13 protein-coding genes are annotated in these 12,933 nt (G+C 63.1%); 11 read left to right on the top strand and 2 right to left on the bottom strand.

Going from position 1 to position 12,933, the window contains the following annotated elements:
* The first annotated feature begins 131 nt into the window (after positions 1-131).
* Positions 132-581 carry an SRPBCC family protein gene (locus CIT31_RS26795; protein WP_065005974.1) on the top strand — a complete coding sequence of 150 codons (450 nt, stop codon included), beginning with the start codon at positions 132-134 and terminating at the stop codon, positions 579-581.
* A 163-nt stretch (positions 582-744) separates the two neighbouring features.
* Here CIT31_RS26795 and CIT31_RS26790 read toward each other — a convergent pair whose 3' ends face one another.
* Positions 745-1,938 carry an Mrp/NBP35 family ATP-binding protein gene (locus CIT31_RS26790; protein ID WP_095521154.1) on the bottom strand — a complete coding sequence of 398 codons (1,194 nt, stop codon included), beginning with the start codon at positions 1,936-1,938 and terminating at the stop codon, positions 745-747.
* Positions 1,939-2,178: 240 nt separating this feature from the next.
* Between CIT31_RS26790 and CIT31_RS26785 the strand changes: the two genes are divergently transcribed.
* From CIT31_RS26785 to CIT31_RS26735, 10 genes are all read left to right on the top strand, one after another.
* Positions 2,179-2,556, top strand: coding sequence for a VOC family protein (locus CIT31_RS26785; RefSeq protein WP_065006140.1), 378 nt, complete (start codon positions 2,179-2,181; stop codon positions 2,554-2,556).
* Between the two features lie 91 nt (positions 2,557-2,647).
* Complete coding sequence (locus tag CIT31_RS26780) at positions 2,648-3,547, top strand: LysR family transcriptional regulator (RefSeq protein WP_095521072.1); 900 nt, start codon at positions 2,648-2,650, stop codon at positions 3,545-3,547.
* 134 nt (positions 3,548-3,681) lie between these two features.
* Positions 3,682-4,161, top strand: a complete 480-nt coding sequence (locus CIT31_RS26775; RefSeq protein ID WP_095521071.1) for a formate dehydrogenase subunit gamma — start codon at positions 3,682-3,684, stop codon at positions 4,159-4,161.
* Positions 4,158-5,714 (top strand): formate dehydrogenase beta subunit, encoded by a 1,557-nt coding sequence (locus tag CIT31_RS26770; RefSeq protein WP_095521070.1) that lies wholly within the window; start codon positions 4,158-4,160, stop codon positions 5,712-5,714. Before CIT31_RS26775 ends, CIT31_RS26770 begins: the two co-directional genes overlap by 4 nt.
* 12 nt (positions 5,715-5,726) lie before the next feature.
* Positions 5,727-8,639: a formate dehydrogenase subunit alpha gene (fdhF, locus tag CIT31_RS26765; RefSeq protein WP_095521069.1), complete on the top strand. Its 2,913-nt coding sequence runs from the start codon at positions 5,727-5,729 to the stop codon at positions 8,637-8,639.
* A gap of 2 nt (positions 8,640-8,641) precedes the next feature.
* A complete protein-coding gene (gene fdhD / locus CIT31_RS26760) occupies positions 8,642-9,472 on the top strand; it encodes a formate dehydrogenase accessory sulfurtransferase FdhD (protein WP_029357058.1) in 831 nt (276 codons plus the stop codon).
* Positions 9,462-9,782, top strand: a complete 321-nt coding sequence (locus CIT31_RS26755) for a formate dehydrogenase subunit delta (RefSeq protein ID WP_095521068.1) — start codon at positions 9,462-9,464, stop codon at positions 9,780-9,782. Before fdhD ends, CIT31_RS26755 begins: the two co-directional genes overlap by 11 nt.
* A gap of 125 nt (positions 9,783-9,907) precedes the next feature.
* Positions 9,908-10,060, top strand: coding sequence for a hypothetical protein (locus CIT31_RS26750; RefSeq protein ID WP_245316479.1), 153 nt, complete (start codon positions 9,908-9,910; stop codon positions 10,058-10,060).
* Between the two features lie 118 nt (positions 10,061-10,178).
* Complete coding sequence (locus CIT31_RS26745) at positions 10,179-10,622, top strand: YybH family protein (RefSeq protein WP_245316484.1); 444 nt, start codon at positions 10,179-10,181, stop codon at positions 10,620-10,622.
* A 65-nt stretch (positions 10,623-10,687) separates the two neighbouring features.
* Positions 10,688-11,242: a hypothetical protein gene (locus CIT31_RS26735; RefSeq protein ID WP_245316478.1), complete on the top strand. Its 555-nt coding sequence runs from the start codon at positions 10,688-10,690 to the stop codon at positions 11,240-11,242.
* A gap of 247 nt (positions 11,243-11,489) precedes the next feature.
* Here the strand turns inward: CIT31_RS26735 and CIT31_RS26730 are convergent, their stop codons facing one another.
* Positions 11,490-12,917, bottom strand: a complete 1,428-nt coding sequence (locus tag CIT31_RS26730; RefSeq protein WP_095521066.1) for a gamma-aminobutyraldehyde dehydrogenase — start codon at positions 12,915-12,917, stop codon at positions 11,490-11,492.
* Between the last annotated feature and the right edge of the window lie 16 nt (positions 12,918-12,933).

The following is a 12,933-nucleotide window of genomic DNA, read 5'->3' as shown; positions in this document are numbered from 1 at the left end:
TCGATATGACAACGCGCGAGAGCAGGCAAGAGGCACGCGCCATCCGATTCCGGACTTTGGTGCGATAGACATGCGTCTACCCTCACGCTAGACCGCATCGGGGCCTGTCAGTTTGTATCCTGGAGATTTTGATGGCTTTGGTGATCGAAGGCGAGGAACGCATCGCCGCACCCCTGCAAAAGGTGTGGGAAGCGCTGAACGACCCGGACGTTCTGAGCCAGACCATTCCGGGCTGCCAGAGCCTCGAAAAGAAGTCGGACACCGAGATGGGAGCGACCGTGGTGGTCAAAATCGGCCCCATCAAAGCGACGTTCAATGGCGAGGTGACGCTGAGGAACCTCAACCCGCCGCATTCCTACACCATCCAGGGGGAGGGCAAGGGTGGCATCGCCGGCTTCGCCAAAGGCGGCGCCGATGTGACCCTGACCGCAGATGGCCCGGAGGCGACGATCCTGAGATATGCGGCCAAGGCCGATGTCGGCGGAAAGATTGCCCAGCTCGGCAGTCGGCTGATCGAATCGACATCGAAGAAACTGGCCGGACAGTTCTTTTCGAGTTTTGGCGAGAAGGTGGGCGGCTGATCCCTCCCCCTTGAGGGGCCCTTGAGGGGAGGGTGGCCCGAAGGGCCGGGTGGGGTCCGCAGCGACGCGCTCCGACATTTCTTTCGTAAGAGGGTCGAGGCGGTTGAGACGACCCCTCCCGCCGCGCTTAGCGCGGCACCCTTAAGAGGGAGGGATATCCGCGTCACTCAAACACGATGCTCGGCACGGCGGCTTCAGCCGCGCCGCGTTCTTCGTTGACCCTGCCCCAGACGTTCGCGGCGATGTCGCGGTAGATCTTCGCCTCGGCGCTATCGGGCTTCGAGACCACCACCGGCGTGCCGTCATCCGAGCTTTCGCGGATGCCCATTTCGAGCGGCACTTCGCCGAGGAAGGTGACGCCGAGACGCTCGGCCTCGCGGCGCGCGCCGCCATGGCCGAAGATGTCGTAGCGCTTGCCGGTGTCGGGGGCGAGGAAATAGCTCATATTCTCGACGATGCCCAACAGCGGCACGTCGACCTTCCTGAACATGTTAAGGCCTTTTCGGGCATCGATGAGGGCCAGGTCTTGCGGCGTCGAGACGATGACGGCGCCGGCCAGAGGCACCTGCTGGGCCATGGTCAGTTGCGCATCGCCGGTGCCGGGCGGCATGTCGACGACGAGCACGTCGAGCGGACCCCACTCGACCTCGCGCAGCATTTGCGTCAATGCCGACATCACCATCGGCCCGCGCCAGATCATCGGCGTCTCCTCATCGACGAGGAAGCCCATCGACATGACCTTCAGGCCGTAATTCTCCATCGGCTTCAGGACTTTGCCGTCGACGGTCTGCGGCCGGCCATGGATCTTGAGCAGCCGCGGCATGGACGGGCCGTAGATGTCGGCGTCGAGCACGCCGACCCTCAGGCCGTTGGCGGCGAGGCCAAGCGCGATGTTGACGGCAGTGGTCGACTTGCCGACGCCGCCCTTGCCGGAAGCGACAGCGATAATCGCCTCGATGCCGGGCACGCCGCGCTTGCCCTGGCTGTGCGAGGCCGGAGCATGCGGGGCCGGATGTGGCGCGGCAGCGGGTGCGGCCGGCGGCGCGGGCCGGGGGGCGGGTCTCTGCGGAACCGGAGCCTCCATGCCGCCACCTTTCCTTTCCGCCGTCAGCGCAACCACGGCGCCGGCGACACCGGGGATCGCCTTGACAACACGCTCGGCGGCGGCACGCATCGGCTCCATCTCCTGGGCCCGGGCAGCCGGCACCGTGATCGAGAAGAAGACCTTGGAATCGGCAATGAAAATCTCGGAAACCATGCCGAGGTCGACGATGTTGCCGGTGAAGTCCGGTCCGTTGACCGTCTTCAGGCGCTCGATGACGATTTCCTTGGTAACGTTTTCCTGGACGGCGGGCATCAGCTTTTCCTCTGCTTTCCGCTTGAGATAATGCAGTTCCCGAACATAACCAAGCGGCGGAACGACACTCACCGGGCATGGCATCAAAACTCGCGTCTGCTCGTAGGGATTTGCGGGAGTCAAAACGTCCTTACGGAAGAGGCACGCCGATAGCGCAAGCTGCGGTCGCCGGAAGACGAAGCAGCCCTATCTTGTTGCAGGGCTTCGGACGTGCTCGCCAGCAAGGAAAGGAGACCAATCATGCTCGCAAACAGCAACGCAACGGCCAATCTCGCGGTGAAGGACCTGGCCAAGGCCAAGGCCTTCTATGAAGACGTTCTGGGGCTGACGGAGGTTCACAACGAGGGTGGCGAACTGATCGTCTACAAATGCGGCGACACCAGCATCAATGTGTATCGCTCGAAGTTCGCCGGAACCAACAAGGCGACGGCGGTGACCTGGATGGTCGGCGACGAGATCGACACCGTCGTCAAGGCGCTGAAATCGAAGGGCGTTGTCTTCGAGCACTACGAGATGCCGGACCTGAAGCTGGAAGGCGACATCCATGTCGGCTACGGCATGAAGGTCGCATGGTTCAAGGATCCTGACGGCAACATTCTGAACCTGGTCGACCGTTAGGCTTGGACGGCGGCTTCGGCCGCACGAGGATTCGCCAAGCAAAAGCAGCATGCATCTGGCGTAACCTCACATGGCCGGGTAGCGTCCGCTCATGATCGACAAGCTGGAATTCTTCATCGCGCTGGCCAGGGAAGAGCATTTCGGCCGGGCGGCGGAGGTGTGCGGCGTCACGCAGCCGACGCTTTCGGCCGGCATCAAGCAGCTGGAGGGCCAGCTCGGCGTGATGCTGGTATTACGCGGATCGCGCTTTCAGGGGCTGACGCCGGAGGGAGAGCAGGTGCTGGTGTGGGCGCGCCGCATCGTCGGCGATAGCAGGACCATGCGCGAGGAGATGCGGGCGGCGCGTCACGGCCTCTCGGGGCGCATCCGCATCGCCGCCATCCCGACGGCGCTGGCCATGGTGGCGCGGCTGACGACACCCTTTCGGGCAAAACATCCCGGCGTCACCTTCTCGGTTCTGTCGCGCACCTCGATCGAGGTGCTGTCGCTGCTCGGCAATTTCGACATCGACGCCGGCATCACCTATCTCGACAACGAGCCGCTGGGGCGGGTGACCAGCGTGCCGCTCTATGACGAGCGCTATCAGCTGATCACCGCGGTCGGAAACCCCTATTCCGACCGCGACAAAGTGACATGGGGGGAGCTCAGCCAGCTGCCGCTCTGCCTGCTGACGCCCGACATGCAGAACCGCCGCATCATCGACCAGCATTTGGCCGAAGCCGGCACGCAGGTGCGGCCGACGCTCGAATCCAATTCGATGATCGTGCTGTTCTCCCATATCCGTACCGGCAAATGGTCGTCGATCATGCCGCTCAACCTATCGGAAACATTCGGCTTTTCCGAGCCGATCCGGGCCATTCCGATTGTCGAGCCGGATGCCAGCCACACCGTCGGGCTGGTGGCGACGCCGCGCGAGCCGCACACGCCGCTGGTCTCGGCGCTGCTGGACGAGGCGATGGCGTTGGCGGACGATTTCCGCGCCCGCCACTGAGCTAGAGATTGCAGGCTGAACGGCATCGATAGAAGATGTCTATCGAGCAACGGATCAGCTTTATTGATTTGGTGGGTTTCCTCTGATTTTTTAACCACTTAGCGGAAGATTACTACGACCAGGGAGGGCGCTGCATGACAATGCAGCCTGCAAGTACCGAGATCGCGTTGCGCACGGCGGTGATCGTCCAGGAGCTGAAGGGCCTCGAAGGCCCGCTGTTGCCGATCCTCCACGGCATCCAGGAAGAGTTCGGTCATGTGCCGCAGGACGCGCTGCCGGTAATCGCCGAGGCGTTGAACATCTCCAAGGCGGAGGTGCACGGCGTCGTTACCTTTTATCATGACTACCGCCGCCACCCGGCCGGGCGGCATGTGCTGAAGCTTTGCCAGGCGGAAGCCTGTCAATCGATGGGCTCGGACTTGATCGCCGCCAAACTCAAGCAATTGCTGGGCATCGGCTTCCACGAGACGGCCCGCGACGGTTCGGTGACGCTGGAACCAGTCTATTGCCTCGGCCTTTGCGCCTGTGCGCCATCGGCGATGCTGGACGGCGAGGTGATCGGCCGGCTCAATGACGAAAAACTCGACGAGATCATTGCCGAGGTACGTTCATGATCCCGCGCATCTACATTCCCGGCGATTCCGGCGCACTGGCGCTCGGTGCGGAGAAGGTCGCCAAGGCGGTTCGTGCGGAACTGGCCGATCGCGGCATTGAGGCCAAGATCGTGCGCAATGGTTCGCGTGGCGCCTATTTCCTCGAGCCGATGGTCGAAGTGGCGACAGACAAGGGCCGCATCGCGTACGGGCCGGTGAAGCCTTCCGACGTCAAAAGCCTGTTCGACAGCGGTTTCCTCACCGGCGGCTACCACAAGCGCTGGCTGGGCGCACCCGACAAGATTCCGTTCCTGGCCAAGCAGACGCGGCTGACTTTCGCGCGTTGCGGCGTCACAGATCCGTTGTCGCTCGACAATTACAAGGCGCATGGCGGGCTGAAGGGCCTGCAAAACGCGGTGGCCATGACGCCGGCCGATGTCGTCAGCCAAGTGACCGAGTCCGGCCTGCGCGGACGTGGCGGCGCCGGCTTCCCGACCGGCATCAAATGGAAGACGGTGCTCGATACCACGGCCGACCGCAAATACATCGTCTGCAATGCCGACGAGGGTGATTCGGGCACATTCGCCGACCGCATGATCATGGAAGGCGACCCGTTCGTGCTGATCGAAGGCATGACCATTGCCGGCATCGCGACGGGCGCTACCAAGGGTTTCATCTATATCCGCTCGGAATATCCGCACGCGGTAGCGGTCATGCAGAAAGCCGTCGAGATCGCCCGCAAGGCCGGCCTGCTCGGCCTCAACGTGCTGGGTTCTCCAAATACCTTCGACATGGAAGTCCGTGTCGGTGCCGGCGCCTATGTCTGCGGCGAGGAGACCTCGCTGCTCGACAGCCTCGAAGGCAAGCGCGGGCAGGTGCGACCCAAACCGCCGCTGCCGGCGCACAAGGGCCTGTTCGGCAAGCCGACGGTGATCAACAACGTCATCTCGCTGGCTTCGGTGCCTGTCATCATGGATAAGGGCGCAGCCTTCTACAAGGATTTCGGCATGGGCCGTTCGCGCGGCACCATCCCGATCCAGATCGCCGGCAACGTCAAATATCCCGGTCTCTATGAGGCTGCGTTCGGCATGACGCTGGGCGAGATCGTTGATGATATCGGCGGCGGCACCGCGACAGGATGTCCGGTCAAGGCCGTGCAGGTCGGCGGCCCGCTCGGCGCCTATTTCCCGCGCGCGCTGTTCGATACGCCGTTCGACTACGAAGCGTTCGCCGCCAAGGATGGACTGATCGGCCATGCCGGCATCGTCGTGTTCGACGACAGCGCCGACATGCTGAAGCAGGCGCGCTTCGCCATGGAATTCTGCAGCATCGAAAGCTGCGGCAAGTGCACGCCCTGCCGCATCGGCTCGACGCGCGGCGTCGAGGTGCTGGACCGGCTCGCCCAGAACATCGAACCCGAGAAGCAGATCGCGCTGGTCACCGACCTTTGCAACACGATGAAGTTCGGCTCGCTTTGCGCTCTGGGCGGCTTCACCCCTTATCCGGTGATGAGTGCACTTAACCATTTCCCCGACGACTTTCGGCCGACGCCGGTCGCCGAAGCAGCGGAATAGGAGCGGACAGGTATGAACGCGGCATTCGACATCAAATCGCTGGTCCAGGAAATCGACTACGGCACGCCCGCTTCGGAAGCGGAACAGCAGGTGACGCTGACGGTCGACGGCAAGGCGGTGACCGTGCCGGCGGGGACCTCGATCATGCGCGCTTCGATGGAAGCGGGCGTCGAAATCCCCAAACTCTGCGCGACCGACATGCTGGACTCGTTCGGCTCCTGCCGGGTCTGCCTCGTCGAGATCGATGGACGCGGCGGTACGCCGGCCTCTTGCACGACGCCGGTCGGCGAAGGCATGGTCGTGCACACGCAAACCGACCGCCTCAACGCCATCCGCCGCGGCGTGATGGAACTCTATGTCTCCGACCACCCGACCGGCTGGAACGAGAAGGCCGGCACGGGCGCCAGCGAGTTCGACAAGGTCGCCAACACGGTCGGTCTGACCGAGAACCGCTATGGCGTTGACGGCCGCAACCACGTCAAGCAGGAGAACGGCGTAGCGCCCGGCCATGGTTCGCTGGCTGTTGACTACATCGCCCGCGATGAATCCAATCCTTATTTCACCTATGATCCCGCGCAATGCATCGTCTGCTCGCGTTGCGTGCGGGCCTGCGAGGAGGTGCAGGGCACCTTCGCGTTGACCATTGAGGGCCGCGGCTTCGAATCACGCATGGTCGCCGGCATGCACGAGGATTTCATCGCTTCCGAATGCGTATCCTGCGGCGCCTGCGTGCAGGCCTGCCCGACCGATGCGCTGCGCGAGAAAACAGTCCTTGCCAAGGGCCTGCCGGAGCGCTCGGCCGTCACCACCTGCGCCTATTGCGGCGTCGGCTGCTCGTTCAAGGCCGAGGTCAAGGGCGACGAGGTCATTCGCATGATGCCCTACAAGGAGGGCAAGGCGAACCACGGACATTCCTGCGTGAAGGGCCGTTTCGCTTACGGCTATGCGACCCACAAGGATCGCATCCTGTCACCGATGATCCGGGAAAAGATTACCGACCCCTGGCGGGAGGTGAGTTGGGAAGAGGCGATCGCCCATACGGCCAAGGAATTCCGCCGTATCCAGTACCAGTATGGACGCACCGCGATCGGCGGTATCACCTCCTCGCGTTGCACGAACGAGGAAACCTATCTCGTCCAGAAGCTGGTGCGGCAAGGCTTCCGCAACAACAATGTCGATACCTGCGCGCGCGTCTGCCATTCGCCAACCGGCTACGGGCTCGGCCAGACCTATGGCACCTCGGCCGGCACGCAGGATTTCGACTCCGTCGATTACACTGACGTCGCCGTCATCATCGGCGCCAATCCCGCTTCCGCCCATCCAGTGTTCGCCTCGCGGCTGAAGAAGCGGCTGCGCCAGGGCGCCAAGCTGATCGTGCTCGATCCGCGTCGCACCGAGATGGTCAAGTCGGCACATATCGAAGCGGCCTATCACCTGCCTCTGAAGCCCGGCACCAATGTGGCAGTGCTGACAGCGCTGGCGCATGTCATCGTTGCCGAAGGTCTTTTCGACGAAGCCTTCATCCGCGAACGCTGCGATTGGGCGGAATTCCAGGACTGGGCTTCTTTCGTCGCCTTGCCGGAAAACAGCCCAGAAACCGTCGGCAGATTGTCCGGCGTCGATCCCGAGCTGATCCGTGGTGCGGCACGTCTCTATGCCACCGGCGGCAATGGCGCGATCTATTACGGCCTCGGTGTGACAGAACACAGCCAGGGTTCGACCACGGTGATGGCGATCGCCAACCTCGCCATGGCCACAGGCAATATCGGCCGGCCGGGCGTCGGCGTGAACCCGCTGCGCGGCCAGAACAATGTGCAGGGCTCATGCGACATGGGTTCCTTCCCGCATGAGCTGCCGGGCTATCGCCACATCTCCGGCGAAGCCGTGCGCGACATCTATGAGAGCCTTTGGGGCGTGAAACTCGACGACGAGCCCGGCCTGCGCATCCCCAACATGCTGGACGCCGCCGTCGACGGTAGCTTCAAGGGCATCTACATCCAGGGCGAGGACATTCTGCAGTCCGACCCTGATACCAAGCATGTCGCGGGCGGTCTTGCGGCGATGGAATGCGTCGTCGTGCACGATCTCTTCCTCAACGAGACCGCGAACTACGCACATGTGTTCCTGCCGGGCTCGACCTTCCTCGAGAAGGACGGCAGCTTCACCAATGCCGAGCGCCGCATCAACATGGTGCGCAAGGTTCTGGAGCCAAAGGCGCGCTACGCCGACTGGGAGGCGACGCAGGAGCTTGCCCGCGCGATCGGGCTGGACTGGAACTACCAGCATCCTTCCGAGATCATGGACGAAATCGCCAAGACGACGCCAAGCTTCGCCAACGTCTCCTTCGAGCTGCTCGACCGTGTCGGATCGGTGCAGTGGCCCTGCAATGAGAAGGCGCCGCTCGGCACCCCGATCATGCATGTCGATGGTTTCGTGCGCGGCAAGGGTAAGTTCATCCGCACCGAATATGTGGCGACGGATGAAAGGACCGGGCCGCGTTATCCGCTGCTGCTCACTACGGGCCGGATCCTGTCGCAGTACAATGTCGGCGCCCAGACGAGGCGCACCGAGAATATAATGTGGCACGCCGAGGACCGGCTGGAGATCCATGCGCACGACGCCGAGAACCGCGGCATCCGCGAAGGCGACTGGGTGCGGCTGGCGAGCCGTTCCGGCGAGACGACGCTGCGCGCGCTGATCACCGACCGGGTGTCGCCGGGCGTCGTCTATACGACCTTCCATCACCCCGACACGCAGGCGAATGTCATCACCACCGACTTCTCGGACTGGGCGACCAACTGTCCGGAATACAAGGTCACCGCCGTACAGGTGGCGCCGTCCAATGGCCCGACCGAGTGGCAGAGGGACTATAACGAGCAGGCCCGCCAGAGCCGGCGCATCGCCCCGCTGGAAGCGGCGGAGTAGTCTTGGCCGTGCGCCGCAAAGCAACGACGCAGATATCGCGGCTGGCACACCGCGCCGGCGGCACCACCGCCGCCAACCGCATGGTGCCGAAGGAGACGCCGGTGGCGTTCTCCTTTGCCGGCACCACGCATGCGGTGATGATGGCGAGCCCGGCCGACTTCGAAGATTTCGCGCTCGGCTTCTCGCTCACCGAGGGCATTATCGCTGCGCCAGAAGAGATCGAGGCGATCGAGGTCGAGTATCTCGGCGCCGGGATCGACATCCAGATCCGGTTGAAGGACCGGGCCAACACGCGCTTCCAGGCGCGGCGCAGACGGCTCGCCGGCCCCGTCGGCTGTGGGCTATGCGGTATCGAGTCGATCGAGGAAGCGATGCGCTCGGTCGATGCGGTCGGTTCGTCCAAGCTTACGCTTGGTGTGGAGGACATCACCCGCTCGGTCAAGCTCTTGTCGAAAGTGCAGCCGCTGCACACGGAGACCGGAGCGGTACATGCCGCCGGCTTCTACGTGCCCGGCAAGGGCATCGTCATGGCGCGCGAGGATGTCGGCCGCCACAACGCCCTGGACAAACTCGCCGGTGCGCTGGCGAAAGCCGGTATCTCAGGTGCGTCGGGCGCGGTCGTGGTGACGTCGCGTGTGTCGGTGGAGATGGTGCAGAAGACGGCCGCCATCGGTGCTGCCATCATCATCGCCGTTTCGGCGCCGACCGCCCTTGCCATCCGCACGGCCGAGACCGCCGGAATGACGCTGGTGGCGCTGGTGCGCGGCGATGATTTCGATATTTTCACCCACCCTGACCGGGTGGTTTGCGGAGTTGCCAAGCATGTCGCATGACGAAGAACACATCATGAGCACCGGGGAAAAGCTGGTGCGCATGGCCAACCAGATCGCCGATTTCTTCCATTCCAAGCCGCGCGAGGAAGGCATTGCCGGCGTTGCCGAGCACATCAACAAGTTCTGGGAGCCGAGGATGCGGCGGCAGCTATTCGAGATGCTGGACGACGGCGGTGAAGGCTTCAACGAACTCGTTGTGGCTGCTTCCGCCAAGATCAAGCGGCCCAAGACCGCAGAACAGGCCGATACGAGCATCGGCTACACCGGGCGTGGGCCTGCGCAGGCCGAGCGCGCCGCTCCGCAGAAATAGTCCGACAACAGCCTCCCGGTCGCCAAAGGTCTTATATTCCAACTCTCTAAAGTTTGGCTGCCGCAAACGGTACGCCTCTGCTATGGTTGGCGACAAGAAATCGTCTGGCCGGGCGGGACATTTGCGTGAGGCCGATCGAAACTCGATATGCCCTTAGCGGCGACGTGCGGATCGCCTATCAGGTGGTCGGCCAAGGCTCGTTCGATCTCGTCTTCGTACCGGGCTTCATCTCAAACCTCGACCTGCATTTGGAAGACGAGGCTACAGCCGTCTGTTGAAGCGCTTTCGGCGTTCTCGCGGCCGGGTAGTGTCTCAGTTTGGAATCCGGCGGTCTTGCGCGCCGCTCGCTCTCGCAATTCATGTGCGATATGATTGGTTTTTTGGTAACCAAGTTTGGTGGGCGTTGAAATGTTGAGCTCCGACCTAACGAAATTCATCGAGCAGGACCATATAGCGTTGGGCGCTTTTGTGAAGGGCGATCCTGAGCCCCTAAAGAGCCTCTATTCGCGTCGCGACGACGTGATAATCGCGAACCCGTTCGGTCCACCGGCTAAGGGATGGACAAAAGCGGCTGAGACGATGAATCGAGCTGCCACCAACTACCGGGACGGCGAGATCATTGGCTTTGAGCGCATCTCCGAGTACGCGACGGCGGACTTGGGATACATCATCGAGATCGAGCGGTTCCAATCCAAAGTCGGCGGTGCCGACACAGTGGTGCCGATTGCGCTTCGGACCACCACCATCTTCCGGCGGGAGGATGGCGCATGGAGGATCGTCCTGCGTCACACCGATCCGATAACGTCGGCGCGATCGGCGGCATCCATAGTTGGGCAATAGAAGATGCCAACCGGACCTAAGGCCAGAAACGCCCCGCTGATGTGATCGGCAATGCCGTCCGCGTCATGCGTATTGCCGTAGGTGAGGAAGCCGACGAACTCCTAGACGATGGCAAAGACCCGGCTGCGAAGGCGCTGGGCGAGAAGGGCGGAAAGAAGCATGGTGGGGTCGCTTCGAGCGGCTGTCCGACAAGCCCGACGGCGGCCGCCGCCCTGGCGCGCATGAATGCCGGGATAGACGTAGGCGGCGTGGTGGCGGCGATCTGCGCTCCGACGCTGCTGATCCATCGCCGCAACGATGCGCGGTCGATCCCGACGCCAGCCGCTTCCTGGCCAGGAAGATCGCGAATGCGCGGCTGGTCGAAGGGCCCCGGGCGCGATCATCCGATCTGGACTGGCGATGTGGAACGGGTTGCCGACCTGATCGAGGAATTCCTGACCGGCGAGCGCGCCGTGGCCGAGGCGGAGCGCTTGCTGGCCGCTCTTCTGGCGACCCGGATCTATGATACGGCGCGGCTCGCGACCGCATGGGGAGCGAGCGCAACCAACGCTTTCAGGAAACATGGCGGCTGTTGGTCGGGCGCCATGGTGGCAGCGCGGCAGGTATGCATGGCGAGCTGATGATGTCGCGCTTCGACAGCCCGGCACGTGCCACACGCTGTGCAGGGGCGCTGCGCGAGGCAGCAGCCCTATGTCTTGTCGGCCAGCCTATGGAACATCTATTGCATCGTGGAGTAGCAGTTCTTCTCGCCGTGACCGGGAGAGATGCCGACAGGCGGATGAGCGGTGGCGCCAGCTTGCCAAAGGCTTGTGCTGGCCCTCATCCGGCCTTCGGGCCACCTTCTCCCGTCAACGGGGAGAAGGGAGACTACCCGTGCGCAACCATCACATGGCGGACGGCCGTGTAGTCTTCCAAGGCATATAGTGACATGTCCTTGCCGTAGCCGGACTGTTTCAGCCCGCCATGCGGCATCTCATTGGTGAGCATAAAATGGGTGTTGATCCAGGTGCAGCCATATTGCAACCGAGCGGCTGTCGCCATGGCGCGCGAGACATCCTTGGTCCACACCGAGGACGCGAGGCCATAGTCGCTGTCATTGGCCCAGTTCACCGCCTCGTCGACCTCGAAAAAGCGGGTAACGGAGACAACCGGCCCGAATACTTCGCGGCGCACGATCTCGTCTTCCTGCAGCGCGCCGGCGACGACGGTTGGCTGGTAGAAGAAGCCGGAGCCCTCGCCCGGCTTGCCGCCGGTGGTGATCTCGATGTGCTTCAGTTCCGAGGCGCGCTCGACGAAGCTCGAGACGCGGTCGCGCTGGCGACGTGAGATGAGCGGCCCGATCTCGTTCTCGGTGTCGTCGGAGCGGTTGTATTTGATGGTCGAGACGGCGGAGGAAAGGTCGGCGACGAGCTTGTCGTAGATCTTCTTGCCGGCATAGATGCGGCAGGCGGCAGTGCAGTCCTGGCCGGCATTGTAGTAGCCGAAGGCGCGCAGGCCATTGATCACCGCGCCGAGGTCGGCATCTTCTAAGACGATGACCGGCGCCTTGCCGCCGAGTTCGAGATGCGTGCGCTTGACCGATTTGGCTGCCGCCTGCAGCACCTTCTTGCCGGTGGCGACGTCGCCGGTGATCGAAATCATGTTGACTTTCGGGTGGTTGATCAGCGTGTTGCCGACGCTGTCGCCGCGGCCGAGCACAACGTTGACGACACCTTCCGGCAGGATTTCAGCGAGGATCTTCGCCAGCTTCAGCGAGGTCAGCGGCGTCTGCTCCGACGGCTTGAAGACGACGGTGTTGCCGCCGGCAATCGCCGGCGCCAGCTTCCAGGCCATCATCATCAGCGGATAGTTCCATGGCGCGATCGAGGCGACGACGCCGATGGCATCGCGGCGGACCATCGAAGTGTGACCGGGGATGTATTCGCCGGCGACCTGGCCGGGCATCGAGCGGACAGCGCCGGCAAAGAAGCGGTAGCAGTCGACGATCGCCGGGATCTCGTCGTTGAGCACGGCATTGATTGGCTTGCCACAATTGAGCGCCTCGAGGGCAGCGAAATCTTGTGCCGCGGCCTCGACGCGATCGGCGATTTTTAGGAGATAACCGGAGCGCTGCGCCGGTGTGGTGCGCGACCAGGTGACGAAGGCCTTTTCGGCCGCCAGCACCGCTGCCTCGATCTGCGCCTGGCTCGCTTCGGGCAGGTTGAGGATGGTCGCCCCGGTCTTCGGATTGAGGATTGGTTCCTCGGTTTCGGTGCCCTTCTCGAATTTCGAGCCGATCAGCATCTTGGTGTCCATGGAAGTCTCTCCCTTA

The organism is Mesorhizobium wenxiniae, assembly GCF_002284535.1.
GTDB classification, from domain to species: Bacteria; Pseudomonadota; Alphaproteobacteria; order Rhizobiales; family Rhizobiaceae; genus Mesorhizobium; species Mesorhizobium wenxiniae.
Note: the sequence above shows the minus strand (reverse complement) of the source record. Positions and strands in the feature narration are given on the sequence as shown.